Origin of the sequence: Delftia sp. CH05 (assembly GCF_009827015.1) — a bacterium.
Lineage (GTDB): Bacteria > Pseudomonadota > Gammaproteobacteria > Burkholderiales > Burkholderiaceae_C > Comamonas > Comamonas tsuruhatensis.
This window is the reverse complement of sequence record NZ_WUMG01000045.1, coordinates 1-17,680: the sequence shown is the minus strand read 5'-3', so window position 1 is coordinate 17,680 and position 17,680 is coordinate 1. Positions and strand designations below refer to the sequence as shown.

19 protein-coding genes are annotated in these 17,680 nt (G+C 67.9%); 14 read left to right on the top strand and 5 right to left on the bottom strand.

The features are described from left to right. The first annotated feature begins 18 nt into the window (after positions 1–18). The 3 genes from ccoG to GRX31_RS24795 all read left to right on the top strand — a co-directional run bounded on the left by ccoG (position 19) and on the right by GRX31_RS24795 (position 2,314). On the top strand, positions 19–1,473 hold the full coding sequence (ccoG, locus tag GRX31_RS24805; protein WP_016445202.1) for a cytochrome c oxidase accessory protein CcoG: 1,455 nt from the start codon (positions 19–21) through the stop codon (positions 1,471–1,473). A gap of 57 nt (positions 1,474–1,530) precedes the next feature. After that, a complete protein-coding gene (locus tag GRX31_RS24800; protein ID WP_016445203.1) occupies positions 1,531–1,845 on the top strand; it encodes a FixH family protein in 315 nt (104 codons plus the stop codon). A gap of 181 nt (positions 1,846–2,026) precedes the next feature. Then, the gene (locus GRX31_RS24795) at positions 2,027–2,314 is read left to right on the top strand and encodes a hypothetical protein (protein ID WP_016445204.1); all 288 of its coding nucleotides are present in this window, start codon (positions 2,027–2,029) and stop codon (positions 2,312–2,314) included. An 81-nt stretch (positions 2,315–2,395) separates the two neighbouring features. On the opposite strand, the gene fnr is transcribed toward GRX31_RS24795, so the two are convergent. Then, positions 2,396–3,115 carry a fumarate/nitrate reduction transcriptional regulator Fnr gene (gene fnr, locus GRX31_RS24790; protein WP_016445205.1) on the bottom strand — a complete coding sequence of 240 codons (720 nt, stop codon included), beginning with the start codon at positions 3,113–3,115 and terminating at the stop codon, positions 2,396–2,398. Positions 3,116–3,276: 161 nt separating this feature from the next. Here fnr and hemN point away from each other — a divergent pair, with 161 nt between their 5' ends. The 4 genes from hemN (at position 3,277) to GRX31_RS24770 (ending at position 9,291) form a co-directional block, all read left to right on the top strand. Further along, on the top strand, positions 3,277–4,659 hold the full coding sequence (gene hemN, locus GRX31_RS24785) for an oxygen-independent coproporphyrinogen III oxidase (RefSeq protein WP_016445206.1): 1,383 nt from the start codon (positions 3,277–3,279) through the stop codon (positions 4,657–4,659). Positions 4,660–4,664: 5 nt separating this feature from the next. Then, a complete protein-coding gene (locus GRX31_RS24780) occupies positions 4,665–5,390 on the top strand; it encodes a sulfite exporter TauE/SafE family protein (protein ID WP_016445207.1) in 726 nt (241 codons plus the stop codon). Between the two features lie 173 nt (positions 5,391–5,563). Beyond that, positions 5,564–6,808 (top strand): HD-GYP domain-containing protein, encoded by a 1,245-nt coding sequence (locus GRX31_RS24775; protein WP_016445208.1) that lies wholly within the window; start codon positions 5,564–5,566, stop codon positions 6,806–6,808. Then, positions 6,805–9,291 (top strand): bifunctional diguanylate cyclase/phosphodiesterase, encoded by a 2,487-nt coding sequence (locus GRX31_RS24770; RefSeq protein ID WP_016445209.1) that lies wholly within the window; start codon positions 6,805–6,807, stop codon positions 9,289–9,291. Before GRX31_RS24775 ends, GRX31_RS24770 begins: the two co-directional genes overlap by 4 nt. Here GRX31_RS24770 and GRX31_RS24765 read toward each other — a convergent pair. From GRX31_RS24765 to GRX31_RS24755, 3 genes are all read right to left on the bottom strand, one after another. Then, positions 9,255–10,073: a sulfite exporter TauE/SafE family protein gene (locus GRX31_RS24765; RefSeq protein ID WP_016445210.1), complete on the bottom strand. Its 819-nt coding sequence runs from the start codon at positions 10,071–10,073 to the stop codon at positions 9,255–9,257. The genes GRX31_RS24770 and GRX31_RS24765 overlap by 37 nt on opposite strands. A gap of 391 nt (positions 10,074–10,464) precedes the next feature. Beyond that, a complete protein-coding gene (locus GRX31_RS24760) occupies positions 10,465–10,866 on the bottom strand; it encodes a cell division protein ZapA (protein ID WP_016445211.1) in 402 nt (133 codons plus the stop codon). Positions 10,867–10,898: 32 nt separating this feature from the next. Next, complete coding sequence (locus GRX31_RS24755; protein WP_012204637.1) at positions 10,899–11,108, bottom strand: hypothetical protein; 210 nt, start codon at positions 11,106–11,108, stop codon at positions 10,899–10,901. 255 nt (positions 11,109–11,363) lie between these two features. On the opposite strand from GRX31_RS24755, the gene GRX31_RS24750 reads away from it, so the two are divergent. The 7 genes from GRX31_RS24750 to GRX31_RS24720 all read left to right on the top strand — a co-directional run bounded on the left by GRX31_RS24750 (position 11,364) and on the right by GRX31_RS24720 (position 17,372). Beyond that, positions 11,364–12,761: a cobyrinate a,c-diamide synthase gene (locus tag GRX31_RS24750; protein ID WP_160855380.1), complete on the top strand. Its 1,398-nt coding sequence runs from the start codon at positions 11,364–11,366 to the stop codon at positions 12,759–12,761. Beyond that, on the top strand, positions 12,761–13,354 hold the full coding sequence (locus GRX31_RS24745; protein WP_160855378.1) for a bifunctional adenosylcobinamide kinase/adenosylcobinamide-phosphate guanylyltransferase: 594 nt from the start codon (positions 12,761–12,763) through the stop codon (positions 13,352–13,354). Before GRX31_RS24750 ends, GRX31_RS24745 begins: the two co-directional genes overlap by 1 nt. Continuing rightward, on the top strand, positions 13,351–14,229 hold the full coding sequence (locus GRX31_RS24740) for a helical backbone metal receptor (RefSeq protein WP_160855376.1): 879 nt from the start codon (positions 13,351–13,353) through the stop codon (positions 14,227–14,229). Before GRX31_RS24745 ends, GRX31_RS24740 begins: the two co-directional genes overlap by 4 nt. A 41-nt stretch (positions 14,230–14,270) precedes the next feature. Further along, complete coding sequence (locus GRX31_RS24735; protein WP_047217633.1) at positions 14,271–15,254, top strand: FecCD family ABC transporter permease; 984 nt, start codon at positions 14,271–14,273, stop codon at positions 15,252–15,254. Next, positions 15,251–16,048 (top strand): ABC transporter ATP-binding protein, encoded by a 798-nt coding sequence (locus tag GRX31_RS24730; protein ID WP_160855374.1) that lies wholly within the window; start codon positions 15,251–15,253, stop codon positions 16,046–16,048. The genes GRX31_RS24735 and GRX31_RS24730 overlap by 4 nt, the downstream gene beginning before the upstream one ends. 45 nt (positions 16,049–16,093) lie before the next feature. Then, the gene (locus tag GRX31_RS24725) at positions 16,094–16,498 is read left to right on the top strand and encodes an aminoglycoside phosphotransferase family protein (protein ID WP_442874097.1); all 405 of its coding nucleotides are present in this window, start codon (positions 16,094–16,096) and stop codon (positions 16,496–16,498) included. An 82-nt stretch (positions 16,499–16,580) separates the two neighbouring features. Beyond that, positions 16,581–17,372 carry a phytanoyl-CoA dioxygenase family protein gene (locus GRX31_RS24720; RefSeq protein WP_160855372.1) on the top strand — a complete coding sequence of 264 codons (792 nt, stop codon included), beginning with the start codon at positions 16,581–16,583 and terminating at the stop codon, positions 17,370–17,372. 42 nt (positions 17,373–17,414) lie between these two features. Here GRX31_RS24720 and GRX31_RS24715 read toward each other — a convergent pair. After that, the coding region (locus GRX31_RS24715) for an integrase core domain-containing protein (RefSeq protein WP_160855370.1) at positions 17,415–17,680 on the bottom strand (266 nt) is incomplete at its 5' end.

Genomic DNA, 17,680 nt, shown 5'->3' with positions numbered 1-17,680 from the left:
AAAACCAAGGAACCCACCATGAAGCCCGAGAACGGGGATGATGCCGGGAAGCCTCCCCGCAAAGTCATTCCGATCACGCCTGCCGACCCGGACCCGGGCCAGCTGGTGTCGATGTTCGAGTCCGAGAAGAAGGTCTACCCGCGCTCCATCAGCGGTGTCTTCGCACGCTGGCGATGGGCTCTGGTGTTTCTCACCCAACTGGTTTTCTATGGCCTGCCCTGGCTGGAATGGGGGCAGCGCCAGATGGTGCTGTTCGACCTGGGTGCGCGGCGCTTTTACCTGTTCGGGCTGGTGCTGTACCCGCAGGATTTCATCTACCTGGCGGGCCTGCTGATCATCTCGGCGCTGGCGCTGTTCCTGTTCACGGCCGTGGCCGGTCGCCTGTGGTGCGGCTTTTCCTGCCCGCAGACGGTCTACACCGAAATCTTCATGTGGGTGGAGCGCAAGGTCGAGGGCGACCGCAGCGCGCGCATGCGCCTGGACAAGAACGGCTGGACTTTTGAAAAGCTCTGGAAGAAGTCGCTCAAGCAGTTGCTGTGGATTGCCATTGCCCTGTGGACCGGCTTCACCTTCGTGGGCTACTTCGTGCCCATCCGCGAGCTGGGCGGCGAGCTGCTGGCGCTGCAGGGCAGCTGGCAGGTCTTCTGGGTGCTGTTCTACGGCTTCGCCACCTATGGCAACGCCGGCTACATGCGCGAGCAGGTCTGCAAGTACATGTGCCCCTATGCGCGCTTTCAGAGCGCCATGTTCGACCGCGACACCATGATCGTCAGCTACGACACGGGCCGGGGCGAGCCGCGCGCGCCTCGCACCAAGAAGGTGGACTACAAGGCCCAGGGCCTGGGCGACTGTATCGACTGCAAGATGTGCGTGCAGGTCTGCCCCGTGGGCATCGACATCCGCAACGGCCTGCAGTACGAATGCATAGGCTGCGGTCTGTGCATAGACGCCTGCAATTCCATCATGGACAAGATGGAGTATCCGCGCGGCCTCATCCGGCTGACCACGCAGAACGCCATGGCCGGCCTGTGGCGGCGGGCCCAGGTGCTGCGCCGCATCTTCCGTCCGCGCGTGCTGGTCTACTCGGCCGTGCTGATCGGCCTGAGCATGGCCATGATCGTGAGCCTGGCGCTGCGCCAGTCGGTCAAGGTCGACGTGATACGCGACCGGGCGTCGCTGTCGCGCATCGTCGCGGGCGGCAAGCTGGAAAATGTCTACCGCCTGCAGATCATGAATGCCACCGAGCAGGCCCAGCGCTACCGCATCAGCGCCCATGGCCTCGACGGGCTGGAGCTGGCGTCCGAGCAGGAGGTCGAGGTCGGCCCGGCCGAGACGCGCGGCATTGCGGCGCGGCTGCAGATTCCCTACGGTTCCGCCGAGCCGGGCTCGCACACCGTATTCTTCGATATCGATGCCGTGCATTCAGGCGCGGGACGCGCGTCCGAAAAGGCCGTCTTCCTGGTGCCCCGGTGATATGTCTGGCCGGCACCGCCCAGGCTGCGCCGGCTGTTTGAAAGAAAGAGGTTATCCATGTCTTCCAGTCCCGCAGTCTCCGCGCCCGCCACGGCCCCTTCGCATCCGGACGCCGGCAAGCCCTGGTGGAAGTTCGCCCATGTCTGGCTCGTGGTGGCCGGCCCGGCCGCCGTCGTGGTGGCTGGCGTGGTCACGGCCGTCATTGCGATCAATGGCGCCGATCCCGTGATCGATCCTGACTATTACCGCAATGGCATCACCATCAACGAGCGTGCCGATGGCGTGCGCGAAGTGCCCAAGAGCCTGGCGCCCGCGGTCACCGGCCGCAACCACGCGGCCACGCCCGCGCAGGACCATCCCACGGACCGCTGAAGGCAGGAAAATGCCGTGCACAAGGCCGCAGTCGCGGCCTTTTTGCATGGTGGATGGCATCTCCAGCATGCGCGAGGGCCAAGGGTTTCCTACAGGCAGTGCAGGGTGCGCAGGGCTTGGCACGGTGCGCGGGCGGCGCGCACAATGAAAGCCACCCCTCGACAGCTCAAGGAGATCGCTGATGTTGGCCCAACGCTGGATGTGGATTGCCTGGCCGGCCTTTCTGGCCGCCGCCGTGATGGAGATGCTGGTATTCGCCTTCGTGGACCCGCTGGAGCTGCACTGGCTCGGCGACCTGGGCTGGTCGCGGCAGGGAATCTACACGCTGGCCTTCTTCGCCTTCTGGGGCGTGACCATGCTGTCCAGCCTCATGACCACCATGCTGGGACGCTCCACGCACGATCTCAACGACGGCGTGGTCTCCGAGCCGGACCCAAATCTGGCCATGCAGGGCCTGGGGCGCGATTGAACCTGCGTGCACTGCAATGGCAATGAACAAGGCCCGCGACAGCGGGCCTTGTTCATTGCCGGGGGGCGGGGCCTTGCGGCCTCACTGGCACTGCTGGCTGTTGACGATGCGCTTGAGCGCGTCCGTGTCCAGGATGCGCAGATGGCGCTGGCGCACCTCGATGATGTTTTCTTCGGCAAACTTCGAGAAGGTGCGGCTCACCGTCTCCAGCTTCAGGCCAAGGTAGCTGCCGATTTCCTCGCGCGTCATGCGCAGCACCAGTTCCGACTTGGAAAAGCCCCGGGCGTGCAGGCGCTGCACCAGGTTGAGCACGAAGGCGGCCAGGCGCTCCTCGGCACGCATGCTGCCCAGCAGCAGCATCACGCCATGCTCGCGCACGATCTCGCGGCTCATGACCTTGTGCACATGGTTTTGCAGGGCCGTGACCTCGCGCGACAGGTCCTCCAGCTTGTCGAAGGGCATGACGCAGACCTCGGCGTCTTCCAGCGCGACCGCATCGCAGGTGTGGTGGTCGTTGACGATGCCATCCAGGCCGATGATCTCGCCGGCCATCTGAAAGCCCGTGACCTGGTCGCGCCCGTCCTCGGTGGCCACGCAGGTCTTGAAGAAGCCCGTGCGGATGGCGTACAGCGAGGTGAAGGACTCACCGTTGCGAAACAGCAGGCCGCCGCGCTTGACCTTGCGGCGCGTGGCCACGATGTCGTCGATGCGCTGCATCTGCTCGGCATCCAGGCCCATGGGCATGCACAGCTCGCGCAGGTTGCAATTGGAACAGGATGCTTTGATGGTCTGAAGGTTCATGGAGTAAACATCAGCGGCGCAGCAGTGCGCCGGCGGTGACCTCGTGGATGGCGATGAGTTGGATCAAATTGTCGCAGCACTGCCGCGAACAACTCTTGATATGAGTCAAGGACGCGGCCAATGGGCTGCGGCACAGTGGACGACATTAGAGGAAAAAACCCATGACCGCTGTCACCCCAGAGCTGCTGCGTCGCTTCGACGTACCGGGGCCCCGATACACCTCGTTCCCCACGGCCGATCGTTTCGTGGAGGCTTTCGGTGCTGAAGACTATATCCTGGCACTTGAGCACCGCAAATCGAGTACCGCAGCGCGGGCCATGCCTTTGTCGCTGTATGTGCATGTGCCGTTCTGCGAGTCGCTGTGCTACTACTGCGCCTGCAACAAGATCGTGACGCGCCACCACGATCGCGCGGCCGTCTACCTGGACTACCTGGCGCGCGAGATGGCCTTGCACACGGCCCATTGCGGCAAGGGCCAGGCCGTCAGCCAGCTGCACCTGGGCGGCGGCACGCCCACCTTCTTCTCGGACGATGAACTGCGCACGCTGATGGCCCTGCTGCGCGAGCATTTCAAGCTGGAGCCGGGCGGCGAATACTCCATCGAGGTCGATCCGCGCACCGTCAGCGTCGAACGCCTGGCCGTGCTCAAGGAACTGGGCTTCAACCGCCTGAGCTTCGGCGTGCAGGACTTCGACGAACAGGTGCAGATCGCCGTGCACCGCGTGCAGCCGGCCGAGCAGGTGTTCGCGCTGGTGGCAGCGGCACGGCAGCTGGGCTTTGCCTCCATCAACGTGGACCTGATCTACGGCCTGCCCAAGCAGACGCCCGAGTCCTTCGAGCGCACGCTGGCCCAGGTCAATGCGCTGCGGCCCGACCGCATCGCGCTCTATGCCTATGCCCACCTGCCCGAGCGCTTCAAGCCGCAGCGGCGCATCGCGGCCGAGGACCTGCCCCAGGGCGCCGACAAGCTGGCCATGCTCTCGCGCTCCATCGCGGCCTTCATGGACGGCGGCTATGTCTACGTCGGCATGGACCACTTCGCCTTGCCCGAGGACGCGCTGGCCGTGGCCAAGCGCCAGGGCCGGCTGCATCGCAACTTCCAGGGCTACAGCACCCAGCCCGACTGCGACCTGATTGCGCTGGGCGTGTCGGCCATCGGCAAGGTGGGGGCCAGCTACAGCCAGAACGCCAAGACGCTGGAGGAGTACTACGACGCCATCGACGCCGGCCACCTGCCCGTGGTGCGCGGCCTGGCACTGTCGCGCGATGATCTGGTGCGGCGCGCCGTCATCATGGCCATCATGTGCCAGGGCGCCGTGCTGTTCGAGCCCATGGAGCAGGCCTGGCTGCTGGGCTTTCGCGAGTACTTCGCCCCCGAGCTGGCGGCGCTTCAGGACCTGCAGGCCAAGGGGCTGGTGCAGATCAGCGACGAGGGATTCCAGGTCACGCCCATGGGCTGGTACTTCGTGCGTGGCGTGGCCATGCTGTTTGACCGATATCTGCAGGCCGACAAGAACCGGGCGCGGTTTTCGAGGATCATCTAGGCCCCATGCTGTTGTCGCTGCTCTGGACCGCTTTGATCATGGGGCTCGTCGGCGGGCCCCATTGCCTTGCCATGTGCGCCGCGCCCTGCGGCGTGGTCACGGGCGGGGCGGGGCAGGGCACGGTACAGGGTGGTGGGCAGGTGGTCGCCGTCCATGGACTGCAAAGCCGGCTGTGGCTGCGCACGGCGCTGTTCCATAGCGGGCGGCTGGCCGGCTATGCCAGCCTGGGCGCTGCCTCGGCGCTGGCCATGGAAAGCCTGTCCTGGCTCACCAGCCAGACCACGGCGCTGCAGCCGTTCTGGACGCTGACCCATGTCGCCGTGATGGCCTGGGGCCTGGCCATGATGGTGCAGGCCCGCCAGCCCGCCTGGCTGGAGTCTGCGGGCCGCGCCGCCTGGCGGCGCGTGCAGCCCTGGGTGTCCGCCCCTGGCGGCACGCTGGCGGCGGGCTATGCCTGGGCGCTCATGCCCTGCGGACTGCTGTATTCGGCCGTGCTGGTCGCCGCGCTCAGCGGTGGCCCCTTGCAGGGCGCATCGGCCATGGCGGCCTTTGGCGTGGGCAGCGGGCTGTGGCTGGTGGCCGGCCCCTGGCTGTGGCGGCTGGGCCGCCAGCGCCTGAACGGCCTGCGTGCCGAATGGGGCACGCGGCTGGCCGGCCTGATGCTGGTGGGCGTGGCCGTATGGGCGCTGTGGATGGACCTGATCTACAAGCCCAGTCTCTGGTGCCGATGAACAACAGCGGGGGACAGACTTGGTCCTGAGGGTCGCGGATTGCCTGCAAGGCCCTCAGAACTGGAGATAATGCCCGAATCATCGGCTTACATTTGCCGATTCCTTCAGCCTCGGGGCCGTTGCCGCGCGTGAACCATTCCGTCCTCATCGATATCCGAGACCTCCGTCCGGGCATGTTTGTCCAGCTCGATGTTGGATGGCTGAACCATCCCTTTCCGGTCAGCAGCTTCAAGATCACCTCCAGCGCACAGATCCAGACCCTGAAATCCCTGGGCCTGGAGGCGGTGCGCTGCGTTCCGCACAAAAGCGACGCCTGGCCGGCCGAGGTGCGCACTCCGCCGCCGCAGCCGCTGCCCGCTGTGGCGGCCGCTGCAGCCGAACCCGCCGAGGAACCTGCACCCGCAGCGCCGCTGCTGCTGTCCGTGCCCAACTGGCGCGGCCGGCTGGAGGACTGCAATGCGCGCTTTCAGAAGGTGGAGCGTGGCTATGTGGCCATCGAAACCACCCTTGCCAGCGCGCCCGAGCAGGCGCGCATGCCCACCGAAGCCCTGGTCGACGGCTGCCTGGCCGAACTGGCCGGCCCGCAGGACGTGGCGATTCACCTCCTGTCCGATGGCGTGGGCAGCAACCAGAGCGTGCACGCCGTCAACGTGACCGTGCTCGGCCTGCTGCTGGGCCGGGCCCTGGGCCTGGAGGCTGCGCTGCTGCGCGACCTGGGCCTGGCGGCGCTGCTGCACGATGCCGGCAAGCCGGTGGCCGGCGCCGAAGGCATGCACGGCCTGGCCCTGGAGTCTTCCGTGCCCGACGCGCTGCGCGACCGCTACGAGCGCCATGTGGGTGAATCGGTGGCCATCGCCATGCGCATGGGCCTGTCGGCCCAGGTCACCACCGCCATCGCACAGCACCATGAGTGGGCCGACGGCACGGGATTCCCGCTGAGCCTGGTGGCCGAGGACATGGAGCTCACGGGCCAGATCCTGGCCCTGGTCAACACCTATGACCGCCTGTGCAATCCCGGCGATGCGCAGACGCCGCACACGCCGCACGAGGCGCTGTCCATGCTGTTCAGCCGGCTGCGCGACAAGTTCGCCGCGCCCGTGCTCAATGGCTTCATCCGCATGATGGGCGTGTTCCCGCCAGGTTCGGTGGTGGAGCTGACCGATGGGCGCCATGCCATGGTCATGTCCGTCAATGCATCGCGGCCGCTCAAGCCTTCGGTGATGGTCCATGACGCCAGCGTGCCGGCCGCCCAGGCGCCCGTGCTGGCGCTGGAGCTGTTTCCCGCGCTGGGCATACGCCGGGGCGTGGCTCCTGCGCAGTTGCCGCGCGACGCGCTGGACTATCTGTCGCCGCGCCGGCGTGTCTGCTATTACTTTGAACGGGCGGTGGAATTGGATCCGCCGAAGGTGGCGTCTTGAACAAGCAAGCGCTCAACCGCGCCTGGCCCCGCCTGCTCGATGCACTGCAGGAGGCGCTGTGGCTGATCGATGCCCGCAGCCTGAAGGTGCTGCGCGCCAACGCCGCCAGCGAATCCGTCACCGGCTATGAGACCGATGCCGCCGTGGGACTGCCCGTGCAGGTGCTGGCCGCCACGCCGCAGCAGCAGGCGTTCTGGAGCGACCCCTTCAACTGGCAGGCCGGCGCCCAGTTCATTTCCGAGGTGCGCCGTGCCGACGGCCAGCTGGCGCCCGTGGAGATGCGCGTGCGCGCGCTCGACGGCGAGGTGCTCCTGGTCAGCATGCTGGACCGGCGCGAGCAGGCGCTGCACGAGGCCGAATTCGAAAGCCTGCTGGGCGAGTTGCGCGCCACGCTGGAGTCGGCGGCCGACGCCATCCTGGTGTGCGATCCCGATGGCCGTATCCGCGCCTTCAACCACCGATTCGCCACGCTCTGGGGCATTCCCGAGGCGTTGCTGGTGCGCCGCAACGACGCGGCCATCCTCGATCACCTGGCCGGCCAGGTGCGCGATGCCGAGTCCTACGCGCAGCAGTTGAAGCTGCTGTCGGCCCAGCCCCTGATGGAAGCGTCCGACGTACTGGACCTGCGCGACGGCCGCATTCTGGAGCGCCGCGCCGTGCCCCAGCTGCGCCGGGGCCTGCCCATGGGGCGCATTTTCTCCTTCCGCGACATCACGGCCGAGGCCCAGACCCAGGCGGGCCTGGAACTGGCTGCGCGGGTCTTCGAGTCCAGCCTGGACGGCATCTTCATCGCCGATGACCACATGGACGTGGCACGCACCAACCCGGCCTGCGAACGCTTGCTGGGCGGCATGCCCGTGCAGGGCCGCACGGTGGAATCGCTGTTCGAAGCCACCGAAGACCCATCCGACACGCTGGGCGACCTGGCCCGCATACAGTGGCATCAAGGCGGCTTCTGGGAGGGCGACCTTTGGCTGCGCCAGGCCGGCGGTGCGCGCTGCGCCGTGCGCCTGTCCTGGGTGCCGCTGCGCAATGCGCAGGGCGACGTGGTGCAGAGCATCGGCTTCATGCGCGACCTCACCCAGCAGCGCGTGGCACAGCAGCGCATCGAACAGCTGGCCTACAGCGACGCGCTCACCGGCCTGCCCAACCGGCTCAATCTCACGGAGCGCGTGGATGCGGCCATCGAGGCCGCACGCGCAGGCGGCACGGTGTTCAGCATCCTGTTCATCGACCTGGACCGCTTCAAGATCATCAACGACTCGCTGGGCCACCAGTTCGGCGACCGAGTGCTCAAGCTGGTCGCGCAGCGCCTGAGCGACTGCATGCGGCCGGTAGACATCCTGTGCCGCCTGGGCGGCGACGAGTTCGTGCTCTACCTGCACGGCTGCAACGCCGAGCTGGCTGCCGCGGTGGCCAGGCGCATCCTGCAGGAGATGGAGCGGCCCTTCCTGCTCGACGGCCTGGGTTTTTCCGTGCAGTGCAGCATCGGCGTGGCCCAGTACCCGGCCGACGGCCTCACGCTGGACGAGCTGATCCGCCAGGCCGACACGGCCATGTACCGCGTCAAGGAGCGGGGCCGGGGCCATTTCAGCTTCTACCAGCCGCAAATGAGCGCGGGCCTGCTGTCGCGCATGAAGCTGGAGCATGCCATGCGCCAGGCGCTGGAGCATGGCCGCATGGCCGTGTACTTCCAGCCCCAGGTGCACATCGACAGCGACCGCATCGTCGCGGCCGAGGCGCTGCTGCGCTGGACCGACCCCGAATTCGGCGTGGTCTCGCCCGGTGTCTTCATCCCGCTGGCCGAGGAGTCGGGCTACATCGTCACGCTGGGCGCCTGGGTCATGGAGCAGGCGGTGCAGGAGGCTGCGCGCTGGCAGAAGCAGGGCATGCCGATCAAGGTGTCGGTCAACGTCTCGGCGCTGGAATTTCGCCAGTCGGGCTTTGTCGAGCGCGTGACCGAGCTGCTGCGCCGCTATGGCCTGGAACCCCATCTGCTGGAGCTGGAGCTGACCGAAAGCATCCTGCTGCAGGATGCACAGGACATGGCGCTGCGCGTATGCCAGATCGCCGATCTGGGCGTGGGCATGGTCATCGACGACTTCGGCACCGGCTATTCCAACCTGGCCTATCTGAAGAAGCTGCCCATCTCCAAGATCAAGATCGACCAGAGCTTCGTGCGCGGCCTGCCCAGCGACGAGGGCGACCAGGCCATCGTTGGCGCCATCATCAGCCTGGGGCTGGCGCTGGGCGTGGAGATCGTGGCCGAGGGCGTGGAAACGCACGAGCAGCTGACGGCCATCCACCGCATGCAGGGCCACTACTTCCAGGGCTTTCTGTGCGCGCCGGGCCTGCCGCGCGAGCAATTCGGCGAATGCCTGCAGGCCCAGCGCGCCGGCATTGGCGCCATCGCCTACCGGCAGAGAATGGCCCAGGTGGCAAGCGCTCAGCTGCCCGCGCTCAAGCCCTTCCAGAGCATGTAGGCCGCCAGGCCGAACAGCAGCGTGGCGAAGATCCGCTTGAGCTGGGCCACGGGCAGCCGGTGCGCGGCCCGCGCGCCCAGCGGCGCGGTCAGCACGCTGCAGCAGGCCAGTGCCAGCAGGGCCGGCAGCCACAGGTAGCCCAGCGAGTATTCGGGGCGCCCCGCGTCACCCGCGCCGGTGAAGATCAGGCCCGCCGCATTCACCACGGCAATCGGAAACCCCAGCGCCGCGCTGGTGCCCACGGCCATGTGCATGGGCACCGAGCAGCGCATCATGAAGGGCACGCTGATGAAGGCCCCGCCCGCACCCACCAGCCCCGAGATGAAGCCCAGGCCCGTACCCGCACCGTACAGCCCCAGCGGTCCCGGCAGGGCGCGCGTGGCCGTGGGCTGGCTGTTGCTGCGCAGCATGCGCAGCGCCATGTAGCCGATGAACACGCCAAAGAACAGCGCCAGGTACTTGCCACGCAGCAGTGCGAAGACTCCCAGGCTGGCCAGCAGCCCGCCCGTGATGATGCCCGGCGCCAGGCTGCGCACGATGTCCCAGCGCACGGCGCCGCGACCGTGGTGGGCGCGCAGGCTGGAGATCGAGGTGAACACGATGGTGGCCATGGCCGTGGCGATCGCCATCTTCACGGACAGGTCCGGGCCGACGCCACGCTTGTCGAGAAAGTAGGTCAGAAACGGCACAAGCACCATGCCGCCGCCCACTCCCAGCAGGCCGGCCAGGAAACCGGAGCACAGGCCCAGCAGGGCCAGTTCGAGAAACAGCAGATCAGGCATGCGGCGGCAGATCGGTAGTGGAGGGGCGGGCAACAAAAAACCCGGCGCACCGTGGAGGTGCGCCGGGTTGGAATCAGGTGTCTGCAAAGACCACTGGGCCGTCATCCTGAACCGGGGTTCAGGGGGGCAAGGGCAGCCAGACGTTGGGTTCATCTGACGCGAGACGATCACGCTCGAATGGCAATGTACCAAGCCCGGGCTCATAGAGCATTGGTCCAAGGAACTATAAAGCCCGGCGGGTTTGCAGACGCCTCCATTCTAAGGCCGTTGATCAGGCCCGCGATCAAGTTCTTTGAACGGCATGGGCTTTTCATTGACATGGGCGATGCAATGAAAACAGCCTCCGAAGAGGCTGTCGTGCGGGGCAAGGAAAGGCAGCGGCGGCCCAGGCTCAGATCAGCCGCGCATCGCCCTCCAGGGCCTGGTCCAGGCGCAGCACCAGTTGCTCGGCAAGGGCCTGCTGGCGCGCACGCTCGGCCAGCTCCTCGGGGCTGGGCTCGGGCGGCTGGGATGGGGCGTTGTGCTGGGAAGCGGCCTCGTCATGCAGGGACTGCATCTCGGCCTGGGCCGTGGCCATGGCGCTTTCCTGGGCTTCGCGGTCCAGCACGTCGAAGGCCATGTTCAGCGCGGACAGCACGGCCACGCGCTCGCGGGAGCGGACCTTGCCGCTGTCGCGGATGCGGGTCATGGCCGTGTCCACACGGCGCACGGCTTCGAGCAGACGCTCTTCCTGGCCATCGGGGCAGGTCAGCACATAGCTTTGCTGCAGGATTTGCACTTCGATCTGCTTCATGGGCGTTCGGGGCGTCGGCGGTTGCGAAGGGGTCAGGCCCCCTGGTTGGAGGGCAGGCGCTCGATCAGGGCATCGACGCGGGCCCGGGCGGCGTTGAGCCGCGAGCGCAGCGAATCACGCTCCTGGGTCAGGGCCGCCACCTGCTCGGCGAGCAGCGCATTGGTGCGTTGCAGTTCCTCGTGGCGAACCAGCAGGCGCTCCACGCGCTCTGCAATGTGGTCGAGGGAAGTCTGGGAGGTCATAGACGCTGAGATTGTAGGACGTGCGAACGAAGTGAGCACATTCCGTGGAAGTATCCGAGGAAACCTGGTAACAGGCAGGCGTACACGGCTTGACGTCAGCGCCTTGCTCGGGTATTGGAGAGCGAGCGCCAGACTGTCTCACAAAATCGTAGCGCCATCTGTAGGACTCGTCTGCTTCGGCGGGATGTATTGCGTAAGCATTGGTTGCGGCCGCGGTGCGGGCGCGCACTACAATGCGCCGCGCGGAGCGAACACATGAACATTGACCTTGGCCAGGGCGGGGCACGCTGCCCGGCGCTGCTGATCACTTCCACGGCTTCGGGCCAGGGCAAGACCACGCTGACGGCTGCGCTGGCGCGGCTGCATGCGCGCCAGGGCCGGCGCGTGCGCGTGTTCAAGTGCGGCCCCGACTTCCTGGATCCGCACTGGCATGAACTGGCCAGCGGCGCGTCCGTGCACAGCGTAGATCTGTGGATGACGGGCGAGTCCGACATGCGTGCACGCCTGCACGCAGCCGCCTGCGAGGCCGATCTCATCCTGGTGGAAGGCGTCATGGGGCTGTTCGACGGCACGCCCTGCGCGGCCGATGTGGCCGAGCGGCTGGGCCTGCCGGTACTGGCCGTCATCGACGCCTCGGGCATGGCCGGCACCTTTGGCGCGCTGGCCCATGGCCTGCAGCACTATCGGCCGGGCCTGCGCTGGGCCGGCCTGCTGGCCAACCGCGTGGGCAGCGCCCACCATGCCGATCTGCTGCGTGCCGGCCTGCGCGATCCCTCGCTGTGGCTGGGCGCGCTGGCGCGCGTGCAGGGCAAGGGCGCCGCCTCGCTGCTGCCCGAAAGACACCTGGGCCTGGTCGCCGCACATGAACTGGACGATGCGCTGGTGCGCCTGGACGTGGCCGCCGATGCGCTGCAGGCTACGCCGCTGGGCCAGTTGCCCTGGCAGGCCGGGCCGGGGCAGGGCGCCAGCTGGCAGGACTGGTCCGTGGATTTTGAGCTGCCTGCCGAACGCACCGAGCAGGTGCAGCCCTGGCTGGCGGGCCGCACCGTGGCCGTGGCGCGCGATGCGGCCTTCAGCTTCATCTATGCGGCCAACCTCGACTGCCTGCGTGCCATGGGTGCGCGGCTGACGTTTTTCTCGCCGCTGGCCGGCGAGCGCCTGCCGGATTGCGATGCGCTGTGGCTGCCCGGGGGCTATCCCGAGCTGCACCTGGATGCTCTGGCCGCCAATGCCGCGCTGCGCGGCGACATCGCCGGCCACGTGGCTGCCGGCCGCCCGGTCTGGGCCGAGTGCGGCGGTATGCTGGCGCTGTGCGAGCGACTGACCGACACCGCGGGCCGGACCACGGACCTCTGGGGCCTGTTGCCCGGCCATGCCTGCATGCAGCCGCGCCTGGCGGGACTGGGCATGCTGCAGCTGCCCACGCCCTGGGGCCTGCTGCGCGGCCACACCTTTCACTACAGCCGGCTGGAGACATCCATGACCGAGGCCGGGCGCAGCAGCCGTCCGGGACAGGACGCCCATCCCGACCGGGGCGAGGCGCTGTACCGCCACGGCAGCGTGCATGCCAGCTATTTCCATGCCTGGTTTGCCTCGCAGCCGCGTGCCGTGGCCGCGCTGCTGGGCGCCGACATTCCCCCGGGGACCGCGTGATGATCGAGCCCATCTCCACCGTTTCGCTTCCCCGCAGCCAGCTCATTGTGGGCGGCCAGAAAAGCGGCAAGTCGCGCCGCGCCGAATTGCTGGCCCGCGCCTGGCTCGATGGCGCACCGGACCGCGAGGCCGCGCTGATCGCCACCGGCCAGCCCTGGGACGACGAAATGCGCGAGCGCATCGCCCGCCACCGGCGCGACCGCGCCGAGCGCGTGCCCGGCATGGCCACGCTTGAGGAGCCGCTGGACCTGGCCGCCATGCTTGCGCGGCACAGCACGCCGCAGCGCCTGCTGGTGGTGGACTGCCTGACGCTGTGGCTGACCAACTGGATGATGCCGGCCCAGCCTTCCGAGGAACTGGCGCGCGGATGGTCGGGCCAATGCACGGCCTTTCTTGACGCCTTGCAGGGCGCGCCCGGCCCGGTGATCCTGGTCGGCAACGAGATCGGCCTGGGCGTGATTCCGCTGGGATCGCAGGTGCGCGCCTTCGTCGATGCGCTGGGTGTGCTCAACCAGCGTGCGGCGCAAAGCTGCGAAACCGTCACGCTGATGTGCGCCGGCCTGCCGTTGGCGCTCAAGGGCCCGCAGCCGTGAGGCCATGGCGTCCCGCCCTGTGGGGCCTGGCGTTGGCACTGGCGCTGTCTGCGGCGCAGGCTGCCATCCGGGTCACGGACGGGCGGGGCGTTCCGGTGGAGCTGCCACAGCCGCCGCAGCGCATCGTTAGCCTGCTGCCCTCGCTGACCGAGACCGTGTGCGAGCTGGGCGGCTGCCAGCGCCTGGTCGGCGTGGACCGCTATTCGAACTGGCCGGCCCATGTGAAGACCCTGCCCGTGATGGGCGGCGGAATCGATCCCAACATCGAGGCCATCGTCGCGCTCAAGCCCGATCTGGTGCTGGTGTCCATGGCCTCGCGCTCGGTGGCGCGGCTGCAGGCATTGGGCCTCAAGGTCGTGGCGCTGGAGCCGCGCACCCATGCCGATGCGCAGGCCGTGCTGCGCACCGTGGGCCAGTTGCTGGACCTGCCGCCCGGGCAGGGGGCCGACCGTGTCTGGTCCGCCATCGAGGCGCGCATGCAGGAGGTGGAGCGCAGCATGGCCCCCGCGCTGCGCGGGCAGACCGTGTACTTCGAGGTCAACCGCGGCCCCTTTGCCGCAGGCGAGTCTTCGTTCATCGGCGAGACCCTGGCGCGCCTGGGCATGCGCAACATCGTGGGTGCGCAGCTGGGGCCGTTCCCGCGCATCAACCCTGAATTCGTGGTGCGCGCCGATCCGGACTTCATCCTGGGCGGCGACCGCAGCCTGGGCACATCGGGCGAGCCCTATCCGGGCTGGGGCCGCCTGCGTGCCATGCAGGCCGGGCGCGTCTGCCGCTTTGTGCCGGCCGAGCTGGACGTGCTGGTGCGCGCCGGCCCGCGCATGGCCGAGGGCGCTGCGCTGATGGCGCGCTGCCTGAACGGGGCCGCACGGTGAGGCAGGCCCGCAGGCACCACAGCGGCCTGGCTGCGCCGTGGATGGCACTGGCCCTGCTGGCCGTGAGTGCCCTGCTCATGCTGCTGGGCGCGGGCGTGGGCAGCACGGGCTGGGAAAGCGTGTGGGCCGCGCGCAGCGATCCGCTGTCTTGGCAGATCGTCACCGAGATCCGGCTGCCGCGCACGGCGGGCGCCTGGCTGGCCGGCGGCCTGCTGGGGCTGGCCGGGGCCATTGCCCAGGGCGTGTTCCGCAACCCGCTGGCCGATCCCTATCTGCTGGGCAGCGCCTCGGGCGCCTCGCTGGGCGTTGCATTGAGCATGGCGGCGCTGGGCGCCTCGCCCTTTGCACTCGCGGGCCTGGCGCGCCTGGGCGTCACGGGCGCGGCCTTTGCGGGCGCGGCCCTGGCCGTGCTGCTGACCCTGGTGCTGGCCCAGGGCGTGCACAACACCATGCGCCTGCTGCTGGCCGGTGTGGTGGTGGGGGTGGTGCTGGGCGCGGCCGCATCGCTGGTGCTGCTGATGAACCCGGACATCATGCAGGCCATGCAGGCCTTTATGCTGGGCAGCACCTCCTTCATCGGCTGGGGCGCCTGCGCGCTGATGCTGGCCGTGCTGCTGGCCACCGCCCTGGGCGCCTGGTGCCTGGGCCGCGTGCTCGACGGCCTGTCCCTGGGCGAGGCCACGGCCCACAGCCTGGGCCTGCCGCTGGCGCCGCTGCGCATGGTGCTCATCTTGCTGCTGGCGCTGGCCACGGGCACGGCCGTGGCGCAGACCGGGCTGATCGCCTTCGTCGGCCTGGCCGCGCCGCATCTGGTGCGCTCCATGGTGCGGTCCATGCACCGCTGGCTGCTGGTGCTCAGCGCGGGCATGGGCGCCGTGCTGCTGCTGGCCGCCGACCTGCTGGCGCGCTGGCTCATCGCCCCGCAGGAGCTGCCCGTGGGCGCGCTCACGGCCTTGCTGGGCGGCAGCTACCTGCTGTGGCTCATGCACCGCCGCCACGCCCTGCGCGGCGGGGAGGGCGCATGACGGCCCCCGCCCTGCAAGCGCGCGCCCTGAAGGTTCGCCTGGGCGATCGACAGGTCCTGGGCGGCCTGAGCCTGGCCCTGCCCGCCGGCCGCTGGACCGCCATCGTCGGCCCCAATGGCGCAGGCAAATCCACGCTGCTGCGCGCCCTGGCAGGCATGGAGTCCGGCGCTGGCGTGCAAGGGGCGGTGGAGCTCCTGGGCCGCCCGCTGCGGCAATGGAGTGCGCGCGAACGGGCCTGCTCGCTCGCCTGGCTGGGCCAGAACCAGCCCGTGGCCGGCGACATGCGGGTCCATGACGTGGTCATGCTGGGCCGCCTGCCGCACCAGGGCTGGCTGGCTGCGCCCAGCCAGGCAGACCATGCCGCCGTGGAGCAGGCGCTGCGCCAGACCCAGGGCTGGGACTGGCGCATGCGCAGCGTGGGCAGTCTCTCGGGCGGGGAGCGCCAGCGCGTGCTGCTGGCGCGCGCCCTGGCCGTGCAGGCCCATGTGCTGCTGATGGACGAACCCCTGGCCAACCTCGACCCGCCGCACCAGGCCGACTGGCTCGAATGCGTGCAGGCCCTGGTCGCCCAGGGCCGCACCGTGGTCAGCGTGCTGCATGAGATATCGATGGCCTTGCAGGCCCAGGACCTGGTCATTCTCGACAAGGGGCAAGTGGTGCACCAGGGGGCCTGCGCCGACGCGGCCACGCATGCGGCGCTGGAGGCCGTGTTCGAGCACCGGCTGCGCATCCGCGCCATCGACGGGCAGTGGCTGGCCCTGCCACGGCTGCGGGGGCAAGCTGCGGCTCCCTGATCGCCTGTTGGAAAAAATGTCTCTCCATGCGCCGTATCTGAGCCGCTGGGCTCTGACCATCGATGGCCAGCCCCTGTCCACTCCGCGCGGTGTGTTGCTGCCCGTGCGCGCGACGTGGCCGTGCTGCATGGCGACCTTCACCACGGCAATGTGCTGGACTTCGGCCCCCTGGGCTGGCTGGCCATCGACCCCAAGGGCCTGCATGGCGAGCGCGGCTTCGACTACGCCAACATCCTGAGCAATCCCGACCCCGCCAGCGCACTGGCGCCGGGGCGCTTTGCGCGCCGCATGGCCACCATTGCCGAAGTCTCGGGCATTGAGCACAGGCGCCTGTTGCAATGGGTGCTGGCCTGGTCGGGGCTGTCTGCCGTCTGGAGCATGGAAGACGGTGACGATCCTGGCGCTGCAATGGCTGTGGCGCAAATGGCGGCTTCGGCCTTGGCATGCTGATTTTCAGACTGCGATACATCTCTTTTTCTGTCGCAACAGGGTGAAATGGCGCTTCACAAAAAAAGGGTGGAGGAATTTTTCGATGCTTGCCGATGCACTGGGGATGTTTGAACAGCAGGGATTTGTCATCTGGCCAAGACCCATGGAGAAGGGCCTTCTCGACAGCTTGGTGGCATCTGTTGAAGCCATCCAGCGCCATGTGCAGGCCAGGACACTGGATCCGGCGCTGGACGAGCTGTTGGTGTACGAGAAAGATCTGCCGGCCAGCAAGCGCGCCGGCTTGGATGGTGCCCTTACCGGAAACTCGATCTTCATTGTTGGAGATCCCGCCCGCTTTGATGAAGTCTTCGCAGAGACACTTCACGATGCCGCGCTTGTCTCGGCGGCAACGACGCTTCTTGGCGTGGACGAGGCAGTGGTCCATTTCATGAACGTGACCATCAAGAATCCCGGATTCGGACGGTCAATCTCCTGGCACCGCGATTATCCCAATGGGTATTTCTGCACCAGGGATTCCAGCTTTGTTCGTCTGATGATCTGCCTGGATGGCATGTCGGTGGAGAGCGGTGCCACCTGCTTTGATGCGGGCACTCATCGCATCTCCGACCAGGAGGCGCAGCAGCAGAAGGTGAGTGGCACCTGGCCCACTCCCGATCCGGCCGACACCGTCACCGTGCAGTGTGACCCAGGCCAGATCGTGGCGATCCACCCGAAGGTGCTTCATGGCGGAGGCATGAATACCGGCTCTGGAATGCGGCGCAACGTCATCCTGCAGATTGGCACTCTGGGTGCAGAGCCCATGACACACGCCGAAGAATCTCTGACCGGCATCGTCATCGGCGCGAAAGGCTGCAGGGAACACCTGAATCGCTGAAGGCGTATCGGGTGATGTCGCCCCCGTATTCCCGACCCCACCCTATTCGCAATAAAGCAGCTGGTCAGCCCCTGCAGCGTGTTGCCGCCTGAACTCCCGAGGCGACCGCATTTTCAGCGAAGAATGCGGATGCACCTCGTTGAAGTGCTCGAAGGCCGCTGGCAGTTGCGCCAGTACCGTCTGCGCGTCACTCAGGTCCATGCGCGCCACATAGTCGCGCTTGAAGGTGTTGACGAAGCTCTCGGCCATGCCGTTGCTCTGCGGGCTGCAGACGGGAGTGTTAATGGGCTTCAGGCCCAGAGCGCGTG

Excerpts from the sequence above, each read along its gene's own strand:
- ccoG (WP_016445202.1), top strand. The coding sequence starts at position 19 with ATGAAGCCCGAGAACGGGGATGATGCCGGGAAGCCTCCCCGCAAAGTC.
- GRX31_RS24800 (WP_016445203.1), top strand. The coding sequence starts at position 1,531 with ATGTCTTCCAGTCCCGCAGTCTCCGCGCCCGCCACGGCCCCTTCGCAT.
- GRX31_RS24795 (WP_016445204.1), top strand. The coding sequence starts at position 2,027 with ATGTTGGCCCAACGCTGGATGTGGATTGCCTGGCCGGCCTTTCTGGCC.
- fnr (WP_016445205.1), bottom strand. The coding sequence starts at position 3,115 with ATGAACCTTCAGACCATCAAAGCATCCTGTTCCAATTGCAACCTGCGC.
- hemN (WP_016445206.1), top strand. The coding sequence starts at position 3,277 with ATGACCGCTGTCACCCCAGAGCTGCTGCGTCGCTTCGACGTACCGGGG.
- GRX31_RS24780 (WP_016445207.1), top strand. The coding sequence starts at position 4,665 with ATGCTGTTGTCGCTGCTCTGGACCGCTTTGATCATGGGGCTCGTCGGC.
- GRX31_RS24775 (WP_016445208.1), top strand. The coding sequence starts at position 5,564 with ATGTTTGTCCAGCTCGATGTTGGATGGCTGAACCATCCCTTTCCGGTC.
- GRX31_RS24765 (WP_016445210.1), bottom strand. The coding sequence starts at position 10,073 with ATGCCTGATCTGCTGTTTCTCGAACTGGCCCTGCTGGGCCTGTGCTCC.
- GRX31_RS24760 (WP_016445211.1), bottom strand. The coding sequence starts at position 10,866 with ATGAAGCAGATCGAAGTGCAAATCCTGCAGCAAAGCTATGTGCTGACC.
- GRX31_RS24755 (WP_012204637.1), bottom strand. The coding sequence starts at position 11,108 with ATGACCTCCCAGACTTCCCTCGACCACATTGCAGAGCGCGTGGAGCGC.
- GRX31_RS24750 (WP_160855380.1), top strand. The coding sequence starts at position 11,364 with ATGAACATTGACCTTGGCCAGGGCGGGGCACGCTGCCCGGCGCTGCTG.
- GRX31_RS24745 (WP_160855378.1), top strand. The coding sequence starts at position 12,761 with ATGATCGAGCCCATCTCCACCGTTTCGCTTCCCCGCAGCCAGCTCATT.
- GRX31_RS24735 (WP_047217633.1), top strand. The coding sequence starts at position 14,271 with ATGGCACTGGCCCTGCTGGCCGTGAGTGCCCTGCTCATGCTGCTGGGC.
- GRX31_RS24730 (WP_160855374.1), top strand. The coding sequence starts at position 15,251 with ATGACGGCCCCCGCCCTGCAAGCGCGCGCCCTGAAGGTTCGCCTGGGC.
- GRX31_RS24720 (WP_160855372.1), top strand. The coding sequence starts at position 16,581 with ATGCTTGCCGATGCACTGGGGATGTTTGAACAGCAGGGATTTGTCATC.